Raw genomic sequence first — 15527 nt, forward strand, 5'->3', positions numbered from 1 at the left:
GCTACAGGTGATACCTCCACATTATCGGCCCAATCCGACAAGTTGCGGAATAACCGCTGTGGCTCAACATATTTCGGACCACAATCAGGTTGGACGCCACAAAGGGTGGGCCGCCGGAGAATCCGGCACACCAGCTCAGCACGCCAGTCGATATGACGTTTCCGTTGACGGCGCCCGAATCGAGTACCCAGCTCGCAAGCTCCACGGATTCGCAGTCGGGAATCGGCTCCCCGGTCCCGACGATGCCGCGCCGGTTCGATCGTCGCGCCACCCGCCCGCCCACACTGGTCACGCGCTACATGCTGCCGCTCATCCGGCCTTGCGACGGTGTAGCCCACGGCGGGCGAGGACGCTCGCACCTCGTCCCCGCGCACGGGACGGATTCAGGTTTCCGGCATTCGACAGGCCCCGAAGGGGGGTTGGTCGCCGCGAAAGGACACGTGTGCGAGTTGATTTAAGGACTGTCTCAGCTGAACCCGACTCGAACCCCCACGCTGCTGACCTGCGCATACAGTCCGCGCAATTGATGCTCACACCACATAACAGCAGGTAGAAAGAGGGAGATATGTGTCCGGAGGGGGATCAGAACACTGTTTTCGCAACAGGTGTGCACACATTTGGTGTGCATGCCACCACAGTACACGTTTCAGCCCCCTGAGATTCCTGCCCCGTTCTTATCGAGGTCGGCCATCCCTCACCGTGGGCCAATGGGTGTGATTGCACGGTGGCGGCAATGGGCGCACGGCGCGTCCCACCCATGGTGAACCCTTGCGAGGTTCCTCTCACCAATCGTCTTCGCGATTCGATGGGCCGTGTTCGGTGGTGCCGCTCCCGAGGAGCAACTCCTGAATTTCCGGCGCACATGACGGCGCTTCCTACATCCGCTGGGCGAGGCGCTGAGTGCGGGGAGCTCCTAAAATCATGGAGTTTAAGGGCTTTGAACACCCGAGAATCAGGACGTCGCCTCGCAGGGGTCCAGGTGATGCCTGGACAAGGTGTTGTGGAGAACACGTCGGCCGACTTCACGTACGACCGAGCAGACGTTCTCATGAACATCAACTGCTCGGTGAAGGGCTCTGCTCGACGACCCATGCGGCGATCTGGGCACGCGAAGCGAATCCGAGTTTCGTCAGGATGTGTTCGACGTGCCCTTGCGCTGTGCGCTGTGAGATGACCAGGCGGGCGGCGATCGCCTTGTTCGTCAGCCCCTTTGCGACGAGCTGGGCCACCTCGCGCTCGCGTTTGGTCAACTCCGACGAGGATCCAGTGCCCGCAGCCTGTGAATGTTCCTCCAGCACGTAGTCGGCAATGGCGTCGAAGTCCATGGAGTGGCCTTTGCGGTAGGCGGCGGCATATCCTTTCCCGCCCAAGGTGCGTCGAGTTGCCTGCTCGCAGTCCTCATGGTCGACTCTCAGCTTCGGTAACAACGCTGCTGTGCTGCCGGTGGCCTGAGTGAGTTTCTCCGCGGCGCCCATGAAGACCGCGGCTTTGCGCGCATCGCCCCCGGCGCGCACGACCCAGGCCAGCGTTTCCACGATTGTCGCGGCCATGAGGGGATCGTCGAGTTGTCTGGTCAACCGCAGCGCCTGCCGCAGCAGCCTCGACGGGCGGTCCAGGTCGCCCTGGCGCCATGCGGACAACGCCGTGGCCCACAGGGCGGCTGCCCGGTAGACGTCGTCGTGATGCGACTCGATCACTGCCAGAGCTCTTTCGTGGTACGGAAGGGCGGCTGCGCTGTCGTGCTGCAGTTCGTGCGCCAATCCGAGTGAAAGGAGGGCAATGATCTGCCCGTAGGCCTCCCCCTGGTCTTCGAATCTCTCGAGGGCGGCATGCAGCGGTGTGTGCGCCTGCTGCGGTTCGTCGCCGAAAATGGCGTGCATACCTCGGGCGAGATACGCGTACGCCTCTACGAGAGGGTCTTCGGTCCGATCAGCGAGGGCTGTCGCCTCGAGAATCAGCGCGGCCGCGGCGGTGGAGTCGCCCTGGATTTCTGCCGATACACAAGCTGCGTGCAACGCCTTGGCACGGAGAGCCGGTGCATCCACGGAGCTGTGCGCGAGGGCGCGCCCGAGCCAGTAGCGCGCCTCGTCCACCTGTCCGTGCGCTACCCAGAACAGCCGCAGCGCCGACGCCAGCGACAACGCGGCACCGGACTCCGAGCCGTCGTCTGCCAGGCAGAAGTCCAATGCTGCTCGTAGATTAGGTATTTCACGGTCGAGGCGAGCGATCCAGCCGAGTTGGGCCGGTCCGATCCAATTGGCCTGGGCATTCTCGGCCAGCCGCAAGCACCAGTCCCGATGCCGGCACCGCAGTTCGGTGTACTCACCGACTTCTCGGAGCTTCTCGCGACCGTAGTCGCGCATTGTCTCGAGTAGCCGGAATCGCACCACGGAATCCGTTTCTTCGCGGATCAGGATGGACTTGTCGACTAGGCCCGCCAAGATGTCGAGAAGGTCATCCGTCCCAGGTTCGGACCGAAATACCTGTTCCGCGGCATCGAGCTCGAAGCTGCCGGCGAAAACCGAGGCCTGAGCCCAGATCGTTTGTTCCGCCGGGTTACACAGGGAATAACTCCAGTCGACGCACCATCGCACGGTCCGGTGGCGACTGGGTGCGCTGCGGTCGCGGCTGGTCAGTAGCGCGAACCGATCGGTCAACCGTTGCAGGATCTGCTCGGGGGACAATGCCCGCAGCCGGGCCGCCGCCAACTCGATGAGTAGCGGCAGCCCGTCAAGTTGGCGGCAGATCTCGGCGACTGTGGTGACATTGTCCTCGGTGAGCGCGAAGCCGGGCACTGCCGCGGACGCCCTGTCGGCGAACAGGGCGAGCGCGTCGTAGCGCGGCGCGGCCACCAACGACGGTTGCCGGTTCTGGTCCGGAACAGATAGCGAGGGTACCCGTTCGACCACTTCCCCGGCTACGCTCAAGGCCTCGCGGCTGGTGGCCAGGATCCGCAGGTCCGGGCAGGTCAGAAGTAGATGTTCGGCGGTTTTCGCGGTGTCGTCCACGAGGTGTTCGCAGTTGTCGAGCACGAGCAGTAGTTGTCGTGACGCCAGGTATTCGACCAAGACTTCCAGCAGCGGTTGCCCGGATGGACGTAATCCCACCGCGGCGGCGATCACCGCTGGAACCAGTACACCGTCGCGAAGATCTCCGAGCTCCACCAGCCACACACCGTCGGCGAAATCTTGTCGCACACCACTCGCCGCGCGTAACGCCAGACGTGTCTTCCCCACCCCGCCGATTCCGGTCACGGTTACCAGCCGGGAATTCCTCAGCAGATTCTTCGTCTCGGTCAATTCCGTTCTACGGCCGACGAAGCTCGTCAGGTCGAGGGGTAACGTTCCCTTTGCACCGCCCAATGATCTGGACGCGACCGGACGCCGAGTCCGCAGTCGGCCGGTCGACGGCCCGATCACCGGCACTGGGGATTCTCCCTGCGGCCGAGTACCTACTTCGACCCGTAGCGCCATTTCGTCGACCGGCCACCCATACACCGTCTGTAGCTGCTGCAGTTCCCCACCCAAGGTCGCCGCGCTGGGCCGCTGGTCCGGGGCACGGGCCATAGCACGCTCCACACATTGTGCGAGATCCTCGGCGACACCGTCGTCGCGCAGGTTCGGTACCGGCTGCGTGGTGATCCGGAGGAACTGGGCCACTACTTGTTCGCCGCTGTGCCGCTCGAACGCCGCATGCCCGGTCAACACGGCGAACAACGTCGCACCGAGCCCGTAAACGTCCCCCGCGGGGGTAGCCTCCTCCCCCGCCAGTACCTCCGGGGCCGTGAAGGCCGGTGAACCCGCCACTGCGCCGGCAGCGGTGCGGAAGCTCCCGGCGAGACGGGCGATACCGAAATCCGTCAGTGCCGGCTCGCCATAATCGGTGATCAGAATATTGCCCGGTTTGATATCGCGATGCAGAATCCCCAGACGATGCGCGGTCTCGATCGCACCCGCGATTTTGATACCCAACCGCAGGGTCTCCTCCATCGACAGGGGACCGCCGCTGCGTATCCGGCCGTGGACAGAGCCTTGCGGATAGTAGGGCATCACCAGATAAGGAAATCCGGACGCGGTGGTGCCCACCTGCAGCACTTCGACAATATTCGGATGCCCGGTCAGCTGGGCCATCGCCCGCTGCTCCCGGACGAACCGCTCCCGATTCTCCTGATCGAGGCCGGCGGTGAGAATTTTGACCGCGACGATCCGATCCAATCCGGCCTGAGTACATCGGTAGACCACACCGAACCCGCCACGCCCGATCTCGTGGGCATCGGAGAATCCAGCTTCCGCCAATTCGGCCGTGACCTCGGCGACCACATGGCGTTGGGTACTGAACAAGTCGATTTCACCCATACACTGATTCTGCCCGAAAGCCCACCTCAGAGTATCACCCATTCCGAGGCGAAAAAGCGACTGTACAAATGCCTGAATTACATTTCGAACGCGACAGGCCAAGAATCGATGTCCCCAGAGATACACCCCGCGACCGACCGCCCATAATCGGGCGCTACCTGTAGAGATGGTCGTGGCAACCAACCGGCTCCCATGCCCTGCTGGCACCAGCGCTCGCGGACGACCGGCCGAACTCGGCCCGGTTCGTATTTCTCGACAGGTACGCCGCCGCGGACTTCTACCCAGACGAGAGCCTCGCGGCCGCAGCCGGCGGATCGGTACTACTGCCCATGCTGCAGGCCGTCGATCGGACTTGCACAGCGCGCGGATGCGCGAATTCGGTGGCTTGGACCGGGTCGGGCGAACCTGTTCCCAACACGCCGATATCCTGCGCGCGGTCCGCGACGAGGCCTTGCCGCTGGCGATCGCGCTCGTGAACTCACATGTTCTGGAGGGGAAGCGGTATGTGCGCATCGCACTGACCCGCGAACGAGCCCGGCTCGAACCGGCACCCGGTGCACCGGCCGAACCCGCTACGTCCGTCTGTTCCGCCGGTTGACCACGCGGAGCGCCACCGGACCGCACCGCGCGAGCACCGCGGACCGGGGATTGCGACCAACCCTGATGAGAGGCGTCCCGCCCTGGCGGGAGGTAGATGTCGCCGCTCCCCCGCCCCCCGGCACGGCGCCCTGTTCCCTGGTCTCCTGAACCTTGCGCTGGCCCGTCAGAAGTCGATCATCCCGCGGGTGGACGACGTACTACTCACCCGCCTGCCCGCCACCTACGACGCGCTGACCCGGCAGCACACACCGCAGCCGCGGGAACGGGCACGGCGTCCGGGCCACCTGCACCGTGTCACGCGCAGCGGCACAGTTGAGAACACCCCGGGCACCCCGGAACGCAACGAGGTCTCCGGCGGTTCGTCGACCGGAATCGGCCGAGTTACCGGAGACCTCGCAGCGGGGCCGGCAGTCGCGGGATCCATGCCCCGGGCGCCGTCCGCGCACCGGGATCAGTCGTCGGTGACGGTGATCGTGACGTCGATGTTGCCGCGCGTGGCGTTCGAGTACGGGCACACCTGGTGGGCCTTATCGGCCAGGCTCTGCGCCGTGCCGTGATCCAGATGCGGCAGCGTCACCTCCAGGGTGACCTCGAGCCCGAAGGCGCCACCGTCGAGCGGTCCGATGCCGACCCGTGCGCCGACGGACGAGTCGTCGACGTTCGCGCCTTCCTGCTTGGCCACCAGGCGCAGGGCGGAGTGGTAGCAGGCCGCGTATCCGACGGCGAACAGCTGCTCGGGGTTCGTCCCCTGGCCCGAACCACCCATCTCGGGCGGCACGGCCAGGGCCACCTCGAGCTTGCCGTCCGAGGTGCGTCCGGTGCCGTTACGTCCGTCGCCACTCGCGATCGCCTCGGCGGTATAGATGGCTTTCATCTCTTCTCCTGTCGTCGAATGTCGTCGAATCGAGGTGTCACGCCGCCTCGCGCACGGTGCGGGTCAGCCGGTCGAGGGTCGAGCGGAGCTCCGCCACGGCCTCCCCGGAAAGCCCGGAGCACGACGCGAGCAGCAGCGGCACCGCGATCGCGCGCTCCCGCAGCGCCACCCCGGCCTCGGTGAGGTGCACCGTGACCCGCCGCTCGTCGGCAGCCAGACGTTCGCGGCGCACCAGATGCCTGCCCTCGAGGCGCCGCAGCAGCGGCGAGAGCGTCCCAGTATCGAGCTCCAGTTCGTCACCGAGGTCGCGCACACCGCGCCCGTCCCGCTCCCACAGCGCCAGCATGACCAGGTACTGCGGATAGGTGATGCCGAGCTCGGCGAGCGCGGGCCGGTAAGCGGAAGTCACCGCCCGCGACGCCTTGTACAGCGCGAAGCAGAGCTGCTGATCGAGGGCGAGTTCGTTCACCCCGACAAAGTAGCGCACATTTGAGTTGACCACAATTTAGTTGTGCACGAGCGTAGGCACGGGTCGGTGGCAGCGTCGAGCACGGGAGCGTGCAGTGCGGGGTGGCGGCGGTGGTGTCACCTCCGCCCTGTCCCCAGCCGGTCGGCACGGCTCGGGTGGGCCGGGCGGGCGGGCGGGCGAGCCGAGCACCACCGCGATCACCCCGGTGGAGCCGGCGGGCAGCATCAGCTCGGTGAGCGGGCCGTTGACCGGAGCCGACGCGAGCACATCCGAGGACGAGAGCTCGCGGCGGCGGACCGCGTGGCTGCCCGTCGCCCCATGCCCTCCTCGGTGCCACACTCGTGGCCGGCGAACATATCCAAGCCGCCTGGTGATCCGTCATCGGGGACTTGCGGCGCCCGGACTGATCGCCTTGCGATTCGTAGTAGCGCCATCCGGTCGACACGGCTGGCCCACAGGCGGTTCTACCCGGCGATAGACAGCCTCGTCACAGTCGGGGCACCAGTCGACCGATGCTGTCGAGTGATGGGGGCGGCCCGGCACTGGACATCGCCCGCCTCACTCAGAATTAGACACTCCCCATCGAACCGGGCCGGAGGCGATAACGATCCGCGAACTCGTGGTACCAGGTGCACGTCTACGCAGATGTGGGTCGCGGTGAAGTCGATATGGCAGCCGACTGCCTCACGGTCCGAGTCCGGAGATCGATTGGGTTTCCAGGTACTGCGCCAGCCCTTCGCGACCGAATTCCTGTCCGATTCCACTGGCCTTGACCCCGCCGAAGGGGGCGTGCGGATCCATACTGTAGGCCTGATTGATACCGAAGGTGCCGGCACGGATCCGGCCGGCGACCGCGAGTCCGCGGTCGGTATCCGGCGTCCACACCGAGCCCGACAGCCCGTAGGCTGTGTCGTCGGCGAGTCGCACCGCGTCGTCGATATCGACGTACTGCAGCACGGCCAGTACCGGACCGAAAATTTGCTCCTGGGCGATACTCATGGCGGAGTCGACATCGGAGAACAGAGTCGGCCGCACATACCAGCCCCTGTCCATGCCTTCCGGCGTGCCTGCTCCGCCGGCCACTACACGTGCCCCCTCGCCGATCCCCTGTTCGATGTATCCGCGCACCCGCTCGCGCTGCCGGGCGGAGACCATCGGGCCGATGCGCGTGGCCTCGTCGAACGGGTCTCCCACCGCCAGCCCGTCGACCATGGCGGCCAACGCGTCCACGAATTCCGGCGCGCGGTGGCGCGGCACCAGGATCCTCGTCTGCGCCACGCAGGCCTGGCCGCTGTTCATCAGTCCCGCCACTTGCACACCGGCCGCGACTGCTGCCGGGTCGGCGTCGTCGAGGACCACGGCCGCCGATTTGCCGCCGAGCTCCAGCCCGACGCGTTTGAGCGCGGCGCCGCACGCGGCCGCGACCTTTCGACCGGCGGCGGTGGATCCGGTGAAGGAGACCTTGTCGATTCCGGGGTGGGCGACGAGGTACTCCCCGGCCGCACGGTCGCCCGGCAGGATCGATACGACGCCGGGCGGCACCTCGCTCTGTGCGAGTAGTTCGGCCATGAGGTAGGCGTCCAGCGGTGTCTCGGGTGACGGTTTGAGCACGATGGTGCAGCCCGCGAGCAGGGCGGGAATCAATTTCGCGACGACCATGAGCATCGGCATGTTCCAGGGCGTGACCGCCCCCACGACGCCGACGGGGTTACTGCGCACCAGGATGCCGGTGCCGTAAAAGCCCGGCCGGGTCTCCTGCCACGGGTGGGTTTCGGCGAGGTCGGCCAGAGCGCGCATCATCACGCCGGGTAGCCGGGCGGCCGGACGAGATCGGCGGAGGCGGTCGAGCCGCCGGTGCACACCACCCGCAGCAAGGACAGCTCCCGCTGCCCGAGGCCGGGCTGCTCGAGCATCGCGATCAGCATGGTCGGCACCGCGAGCAGTGCCGTGGCCCGGTGCCGCTCCACCGCGTCGAGCACCGCCGCGGGGTCGAAGCCGGGCAGGATCACCTGTATGCCCGCGCTGCTGATCGTGCCGAGGGTGACCGTGCCGCAGGACCCGATGTGGAAGGTCGGCATCGGGTTGACGTAGACGCAGCCGGGCTCGATACCGGCGCGGCGCGCCACCAGGTTCGCCGAATTGACCATGGCGTGGTGGGAGATGAGCACGCCCTTGGGCGCGCCGGTGGTGCCCGAGGTGTACTGGACGACCGCGACATCCCGCTCCGAGACCGCGGGCAGCTCCGCCGGGTCCGCCTCCTCCGCCGCGGTGCGCTCGATCCACCCGGCGAGCCCGAAGGCGGCCGTGAGCGGCTCGATCTCGGCGACCGCGCGCTCGGCGACCGCGCCCAGATCCACGCCCCGATGCCGGTCACTGTGGAGGAGGACGACGGCTCTGGAATCGCGCAGGACGTAGTCCAGCTCGCTCGCGGTGTAGGCCGGGTTGATCGCGACGAGTTCGGCGCCGGCCAGCGCCGCCGCCTGCTGCGCGATGAGCCACTCGGGGCTGTTGGCCGCCCACACCGCCACCCGCGCACGGGGGCCGTAGCGTTCGGACAGCGCGGCGGCGCAGCGCCGCGCGATGTCGAGGAACTGCCGATAGCTCCACGATCGCGCGGCGCCGGGCGCACCGTCGATCACCGCGAGGCGGTCGGGCGCCGCGGCGGCCGCGGCGTGCAGCAGATCGCCGACGGTGCCGGGCAGCAGCGGGGTCTCGGTGCTGGCCGGGCGGTAGGAGCGGCCGGTGAGGGAGGTGGTCATGGTCGTCTCCTCGGTCGGGGCAGGTCGGTCACGGTGCGTACTGCCTGCCGAAGATCGACCGTGCGACCACGAGTTTGGCGATCTGGGCGGTGCCGTCGGCGATCTCGAATCCCATGGCGTCGCGCATCCGCTGCGCCTGCGGGTTCTCGGCCGACCAGGCGGCGTGGCCGTAGGTGAGCAGGGCCTGGTGGATGGCCTCCACCGCCGCCTTGGGCGCCCACCACTTCACCATGCTGGCCACGGTGGTGTGCTCCAGGCCCCGGTCCTTGCGCCACAGCGCCTCGTAGCACAGATGCCGGGCGCCCGCGATGTAGGTGAGGTGCTCGACCAGGGGGAACGCCACTCCCTGCCGGGTGCTGATCGGGGCGCCGAAGGTGCTGCGATTCCTGGCGTAGTCGACGGCGTCGTCGAGCGCGGCGCTCGCCGTCCCCAGGGCGAGCAGGCCGATGATCGCGCGCGAGTATCGAAGCCCCGCATCACCGAGACGAAACCGGAGCCCTCGGCGCCGACCATCTCGTCGTCGGTGACAGGCAGCCCGTCGAAGAACAGCGAGCAGCGTCCGGCGGCCCGGTTCGCAACGTCGTCGAGCCGGGTCCGGGACACCGCGGGGTGGTCGAGCCCGACGTAGAAGGCCGTCACCCCGCGCGCGCCGAGCTCACCGGTCCGAGCGAACACCACGACGTGGTCGGCGTCCTCGGTGAGCGAGATCGAGGTCTTCTCCCCGGTGAGCGTCCAGCCGTCCGGCGTCCGGTCCGCGCGGAGTTCGATGGCGGCGGCGTCGGAGCCGTGGCCGGGCTCGGTCAGCGCCAGCGACGGGATCACGGTGCCGTCGGCGATCGGCGGCAGCCACCGGGCCTGCTGCTCGGCGGTGGCGGCTGCGAGGAAGATGTCGCAGATCAGCGCGGTGGACAGCAGCGCGTAGCCGGCGTTGACGTTGGACCGCGCGATCTCCTCGGCCGCGATCCCGACGGTCACCGCGTCCGCCCCGGCACCGCCGAGGCGCTCGGGCACGCGGAGGCCGAAGAGCCCGGCCGCGGCCATGTCGGTGAAGATGGAGGCGGTCATCCGCCCGGTGGCGTCGTCGCGCTGGTAGTGCGGGGCGAGTTGCTTCTCGGCGAACTTCCCGATCTCCCTGCGGAACATCTCCTGCTCGTCGGAGAATGCGAAATCCATGATGCGGCAAGCCTTTCGGATCGTCAGCGGAGGGTGGCGCCGGGCAGCGGGTGCGGCGCGCCGGAGCGCAGCGCGCGGCGCAGGATCTTCCCGCTCGGCGTCTTCGGCAGCTCGCCGAGGATCTCGATCGCGTCGGGCCGCTTGTACGCCGCCAGCCGCTCGCGCACGAACGCGGCGAGCTCGGCGGGCTCGGTCGAGCCCGGGCTGCGGAGCGAGACGTAGGCCTTGACGGTCTCGCCCCGGTACGGATCGGGAACGCCGACCACCGCGGCCTCCAGAACGCCTGGGTGCTCGTAGAGCGCGTCCTCCACCTCCCGTGGCCACACCTTGAAGCCGGAGCAGTTGATCAGGTCCTTCTTGCGGTCCACGAGGAACAGCCAGCCTGCCTCGTCGGTCACCCCGATGTCGCCGGAGTACAGCTGTCCGTCGCGGATGGTGGCCGCGGTAGCGTCGGGCCGGTTCCAGTAGCCGCCGACCACGCCGGGGCCGGCGAGCACCACCTCACCGGCGCTGCCCGGCGGGACTTCGCGGCCCTCGTCGTCCACGATCCGCACCGAGACGCCCGGGATCGGCATCCCGACGGCGAGCGCGCCGGTACCCGGGTCGACCGGCACGCGACTGCCCTTGGGGGTCAGGTGGGTCGCCGCGGTCGCCTCCGTCATGCCGTAGGCACCGAGCAGCTGCTTGCCGGTCCGCTCCTCGAACGACCGCGCCGTCGCGGGCGAGATGGGCGCCCCGCCGCTGTACACCCGGTCGAAGCTCGCGAAGTTTGCCGAGCGAAAGGTCTGGTCCTGCAGCAGCCCGATGTAGGCGGTCACCGGCCCCACCGCGAAGCTCGGGCGGTGTTCGCGGATGCTGTCGAGCATCACGCCGGGGTGGAAGCGGAAGCTCAGGATCAGCGGGCAGCCCGCCACCAGTGCCGGGATCAGCTGCACCATCAGCCCGGTGATGTGGAACAGCGGCGCCAGCGCGAGCACCCGGCTCGCCGCGCCGATCCCGGTGACCGCGCAGGTCGCCTCCGTCACCGCGATGACATTGCGGTGACTGCACATGGCGCCCTTCGGGGCGCCGGTCGTCCCGGAGGTGTAGCACAGGAACGCCAGCCCGTCCGGTTCCGGATCGTGTGGGCTCGGGCGGGCGCCGGCGAACTCGGCGAGCAGCGCGTCGAAGTCGAGCACGCCGGGCTCCGGCTCGATCGGCACGGCGGTGACAACCCGCGCGTCGTCGCGGCCCTGCATGCTGCGGCCGGAGACGACGAGCGAGCGCCGGACCGCCGTATCGGGGACCACCTCGCGGGCCACCTGCTGCCAGAGCCCGTCCAGTGCCACCAGCACGACCGCGCCGCAGTCGTCGAGGTGATGCCGCAGTTCGGGCCCGCGCAGCATCGGATTGATCGGCACCAGCACCGCCCCGAGCTTCCAGCACGCGAGCAGGGTGAGCACCAGGTGCGGCATGTTCTGCAGGAAGACGGCGACCCGGTCACCGGGCCCGACGCCGTCGCGCTCCGGCGCTGCGGCCAGCGCGTCGGACAGGTCGTCGACCTCGCCAGCGTTAAGGACGGTGTCGAAGTAGATCAGCTGCACCGCGTCCGGGCTCCGGCGGGCGTGCTGCCGGAAGCCGCGCAGGGCGGTCGTGGCCTCGTCGGTCATCGCAATTCCTCTGTCGTGTCGTACATCCGGTGTCCGATCCGCACGCCCAGCTCGACCAAGTCGTCCGGGAGGGCGAGGTAGGGGCCGCGGCCGTCGACGGCGAGCGCCGGTGCGACCACCGGAGCCGCCCGCCGCGCCGCGAAGAGCTGGTCGAGCGCACGGAATCCGTGCAGTTCCAGGAAGGTGCAGTACTGCGGCGGCAGCAGCGGCAGCTCGTCGCGGTCGGCCTGCCGGAGCGCGTCGTCGGGGCGGATCCACCGCGCGGCCGTCGACTCGCCGGAGATGCCGAGTACCCGCTGCTCGACGGGGCAGCGCGCGAGCAGGAACCAGGTGTGGAAGCGGCGCGGTTCGAACTCCGGCGTGATCCACACCGACCACGGGGCGAGCCAGTCCGAGCGCAGGGTGAGCCCGCGCCGTTCGAACAGCTCGGCGAGGCCGATCCCATGCCGGGCGAGCAGGTCCCGGTCGGCCCGCCAGTCGGCGGTGTCCAGCGCCGCCGAATGGTCACCGTGCACGGGGGTTGCGAGCAGGTACCCGGTCTCCTCGAAGGTCTCGCGGCACCGCCGCGCCGACGATCGCGCGCGCCGTGGCCGCGCTCGTGCCGAGCCACGCCGCCCAGCGCTCCGCGGAGGGGCCGGTCCAGTGCGGCACCGGTACGTGGTCCGCGGCGTCGACCCGGCCGCCGGGAAATACCGGTTTGCCGCCGGCGAAGGCCATTCCGGCGGCTCTTCGCTGCAGGTACACCTCCGGTTCTCCGGCGGCCTCGCGCAGCAATACCACCGAGGCGGCTGCCACGGGGCCCGCCCCCGCCGCGGACGGAGCGGCGGGCAGCGCAGCGAGCAACGACTCGGGGAGACGAATTCGTGGATCCATGACGACCTTCACTCGGTCGGCCGATCGGCCGCGGTGGTGCGCAGAGCGTGACCTGCGTTACAGTGTGCGCATGACATTATACACATACAATGATTCGGTCACTGTTTCAGTAAAGAATCAGATCGCGACCGTCTGCCTCGACCGCCCGGACCGCCGCAACGCCTGGGACGACTCGCTCGGCGCCGGCCTGGAACGCGCGTTCACGGCCGTCTCGGTCGATGACGAGGTGCGCTGTGTGGTCCTGACCGGCGCGGGCAGCGCCTTCTGCTCCGGCGCCGATCTCGCGACCGGATTCCCCACCCTCCCGTCCGGGCACGACGACCTGACCGGCACGCTGCGCCGCCGGTTCCACCCCGGGTTCCTGGCCCTGCTCGATACCCCGAAGCCGGTCATCGCCGCGATCAACGGCCCGGCCATCGGGGCGGGCGCCTGCCTCGCGCTCGCCGCCGACATCGCGATCGCGGACCGCGACGCGGCCTTCCTGCAGTTCCGGTTCAGCGCCATCGGGCTGATACCGGACGTCGGGGCCACCGCGCTGCTGACCTCGATCGTCGGCCCGGCGAAGGCCGTCGAGATCTTCCTGCTCGCCGAGCGCATCGACGCCGCGCGCGCGGCCGAGCTGAACCTGGTCAGCCGGGTCAGCGACGACCTCGCCGGGGACACCGCCGAGCTGGCCGGGCGGCTCGCCGAGGGGCCGACCGCTGCCTACGGGACCACCAAGCAGGCCGTGCGCGCATGGTCGCGCGCGCAGCTGGCGAACCAGCTGGAGCTGGAGGCGTCCCTGCAGCAGCGGCTGATCGCGACCGCGGACTGGCGCGAGGGCAGGGCCGCCTTCCTCGAGCGCCGCCCCCCGGCCTTCGTCGGCAGGTGACCGGGCACGGCACGGCTGCCCTCCGTGACAGAATGGCCCGCGTGCCGTCCGCCCCGAACGCCGTCGCGGAGAGCGCGGCGCGCGCGCCGTCCCCCGCGCCGCGTACCGCGCAGGCCACGCTGCTGAACATTCTGGGCGACATCGTCTTCCCGGCCGGGGCGGCCACGCCGACGGCGGCCTTCCTCGACGCGATGGGCGGGCTCGGCTTCTCCGAGCCCGCCGTGCGCCAGGCGATCGCCCGCTGCGCCTCGTCCGGCTGGATCGACCGGGAGCGGCATGGCCGCTCGACCCGGTGGCGCCTGACCGCGCGGGGCACCGCGCTCGTCCAGGAGGGCATCGCAGGCGTCGAGAACCTGGCCGATCCGCACGCCGGGTGGGACGGCCGCTGGCGGATCGCCATCATCACCATCTCGAACGAGCAGCGGGCGGTCCGCGACCGGGTGTACCGCGCCCTGCGCTGGGACGGTTTCGGCAATCCCCTTCCCTCCGTGTGGGTTTCGCCGCACCCCCAGCGGCATCGGCGCTCCCGCGCGGTCCTGGACGAGCTGGGGCTCGCCGACTCCACCCTGTCGTTCGTCGGCGTGGCCGACGGCATCGGCCTCGATGTCGCGGAGATCGTGCGGCGCGGCTGGGATCTGGCCGGGCTGGCCGAGCTCTACGCCGGGCTCGTCGACCGCTTCCACGCCGTACGCCCGGCGAACGACGCGGAGCACTTCGTCGCGCTCCTGCACCTGGACCAGGAGCTCCAGCACCTCCTCGTCACCGACCCGCACATCCCCAGCGCGCTGATCCCTGCCTGGCCCGGCCGGGCCGCCGCGGCACGATTGCTGGCGTTGCGGCGGGCCTGGCACGCACCCGCGGTGCGGCATTGGCGAGCCGTCGTGGAGCGGCACGGCTGAGCGTGGCCCGGGGCACGGGTGCTCTCCCGAAAGGGGCAATCGGCATTCGGGGACGCCGGGAACGCAGTGCCGGGGCTTTAAGGTGATGCCAGCGCGACAGACGTACCCGCGAAGGAGGTCGCTGTGGGCCCGAGGCGAGCCCGGCTCGACATCGGTGCCGTGCACGTTCCGCGGCCCGCCGAGGTCTACGCCGACCTGATCCGCGAGAAGATCCTGAGCGGTGAGCTGACGATCGGAACCCAGCTGCCGCCCGAGCGGATCCTGGTGGAGGAGAGCAGGCTCACCCGCGCGGCCGTGCGCGAGGCGCTGCAGCGACTGCAGCAGCAGGGGCTGATCACCACCAAGCCGGGGCGCGGCGGCGGTTCAATCGTGTCGCGGCCCGATGCTTCGATGTTCATGAGCTCGGTGGATCTGCAGTTGCAGGGCTGGGCGCCGGGCACCCAGATGCTGTTCGAATCCCGGCAGGTCATCGAGCCGTGGTGCGCGTACTTCGCGGCCGAGCGGCGCACCGACACCGACCTGCGCACCCTGCGCTCGATCGAGAAGCGCGCCGCCGCCGCGACGGCCGAGCTGGAGACCTTCATCGAGTGCAAGGTCCGGTGGCACATCGCGCTGGCCACCGCGAGCCACAACGACCTGCTCTCCACCTTCATGGAGGCGGTCTCCCGAGCCATCCTGCGCCAGACCGATAACGAAGCGCATCGCGGTCCCGCCGCGATGCGGCGGTCGCTGGACGCCCACCGCGCCGTCACCGACGCCATCACCGCGCGCGATGCCGCCGAGGCGTTCCGCCTCATGACGCAACACACCCGGACGCCGCCGATGATCGAGCCCGCCGAGGACGAGGCGGACGCTCCGGAGGAGCCGCAGCGCAAGCACGCGTGAGCGGGCCCCCTTGCGCAAATGGTCACACCATATTATGGTCGATATTTAGTGTGATACAGCTCACCTGCATGACCGTGTCGTCAAACCGGCACCAGGCAGAACGGATTGCCATGGTTCGCT

Annotated in this window: 12 protein-coding genes and 2 pseudogenes; 4 read left to right on the forward strand and 10 right to left on the reverse strand. The window is 69.1% G+C overall.

Going from position 1 to position 15527, the window contains the following annotated elements; genetic code table 11:
- Window positions 1–1055 precede the first annotated feature (1055 nt).
- Window positions 1056–4355 carry a protein kinase gene (locus tag AB0H42_RS27220; RefSeq protein WP_357060955.1) on the reverse strand — a complete coding sequence of 1100 codons (3300 nt, stop codon included), beginning with the start codon at window positions 4353–4355 and terminating at the stop codon, window positions 1056–1058.
- Window positions 4356–4722: 367 nt separating this feature from the next.
- On the opposite strand from AB0H42_RS27220, the gene AB0H42_RS27225 reads away from it, so the two are divergent.
- Window positions 4723–4953 (forward strand): hypothetical protein, encoded by a 231-nt coding sequence (locus tag AB0H42_RS27225; protein WP_357060958.1) that lies wholly within the window; start codon window positions 4723–4725, stop codon window positions 4951–4953.
- A gap of 453 nt (window positions 4954–5406) precedes the next feature.
- Here AB0H42_RS27225 and AB0H42_RS27230 read toward each other — a convergent pair whose 3' ends face one another.
- From AB0H42_RS27230 to AB0H42_RS27270, 9 genes and pseudogenes are all read right to left on the reverse strand, one after another.
- Window positions 5407–5829: an organic hydroperoxide resistance protein gene (locus AB0H42_RS27230; protein WP_357060960.1), complete on the reverse strand. Its 423-nt coding sequence runs from the start codon at window positions 5827–5829 to the stop codon at window positions 5407–5409.
- A 37-nt stretch (window positions 5830–5866) separates the two neighbouring features.
- Window positions 5867–6298: a MarR family transcriptional regulator gene (locus tag AB0H42_RS27235; RefSeq protein WP_357060962.1), complete on the reverse strand. Its 432-nt coding sequence runs from the start codon at window positions 6296–6298 to the stop codon at window positions 5867–5869.
- A 684-nt stretch (window positions 6299–6982) separates the two neighbouring features.
- Window positions 6983–8110, reverse strand: a pseudogene (locus tag AB0H42_RS27240) (aldehyde dehydrogenase family protein); the annotation flags it as partial.
- The gene (locus AB0H42_RS27245) at window positions 8098–9057 is read right to left on the reverse strand and encodes an AMP-binding protein (RefSeq protein WP_357060963.1); all 960 of its coding nucleotides are present in this window, start codon (window positions 9055–9057) and stop codon (window positions 8098–8100) included. The pseudogene AB0H42_RS27240 and the gene AB0H42_RS27245, both read right to left, overlap by 13 nt.
- Before the next feature lie 28 nt (window positions 9058–9085).
- Window positions 9086–9613, reverse strand: a complete 528-nt coding sequence (locus AB0H42_RS27250) for an acyl-CoA dehydrogenase family protein (RefSeq protein WP_357061130.1) — start codon at window positions 9611–9613, stop codon at window positions 9086–9088.
- Between the two features lie 38 nt (window positions 9614–9651).
- A pseudogene (locus AB0H42_RS27255) lies at window positions 9652–10230 on the reverse strand (acyl-CoA dehydrogenase family protein); the annotation flags it as partial.
- 23 nt (window positions 10231–10253) lie between these two features.
- Complete coding sequence (locus tag AB0H42_RS27260; RefSeq protein ID WP_357060965.1) at window positions 10254–11879, reverse strand: AMP-binding protein; 1626 nt, start codon at window positions 11877–11879, stop codon at window positions 10254–10256.
- Window positions 11876–12394, reverse strand: a complete 519-nt coding sequence (locus AB0H42_RS27265) for a hypothetical protein (protein WP_357060968.1) — start codon at window positions 12392–12394, stop codon at window positions 11876–11878. The genes AB0H42_RS27260 and AB0H42_RS27265 overlap by 4 nt, the downstream gene beginning before the upstream one ends.
- Window positions 12384–12752, reverse strand: a complete 369-nt coding sequence (locus AB0H42_RS27270) for a hypothetical protein (RefSeq protein ID WP_357060970.1) — start codon at window positions 12750–12752, stop codon at window positions 12384–12386. Before AB0H42_RS27270 ends, AB0H42_RS27265 begins: the two co-directional genes overlap by 11 nt.
- 70 nt (window positions 12753–12822) lie before the next feature.
- Here AB0H42_RS27270 and AB0H42_RS27275 point away from each other — a divergent pair, with 70 nt between their 5' ends.
- The 3 genes from AB0H42_RS27275 to AB0H42_RS27285 all read left to right on the forward strand — a co-directional run bounded on the left by AB0H42_RS27275 (window position 12823) and on the right by AB0H42_RS27285 (window position 15407).
- Window positions 12823–13623: an enoyl-CoA hydratase-related protein gene (locus AB0H42_RS27275; RefSeq protein WP_357060973.1), complete on the forward strand. Its 801-nt coding sequence runs from the start codon at window positions 12823–12825 to the stop codon at window positions 13621–13623.
- Window positions 13624–13664: 41 nt separating this feature from the next.
- Window positions 13665–14522 (forward strand): PaaX family transcriptional regulator C-terminal domain-containing protein, encoded by an 858-nt coding sequence (locus AB0H42_RS27280; protein ID WP_357060975.1) that lies wholly within the window; start codon window positions 13665–13667, stop codon window positions 14520–14522.
- Between the two features lie 123 nt (window positions 14523–14645).
- Window positions 14646–15407, forward strand: a complete 762-nt coding sequence (locus AB0H42_RS27285) for an FCD domain-containing protein (RefSeq protein WP_357060978.1) — start codon at window positions 14646–14648, stop codon at window positions 15405–15407.
- The last annotated feature ends 120 nt before the right edge of the window (window positions 15408–15527 follow it).

The organism is Nocardia sp. NPDC050799 (assembly GCF_040654015.1).
Classification (GTDB): Bacteria; Actinomycetota; Actinomycetes; order Mycobacteriales; family Mycobacteriaceae; genus Nocardia.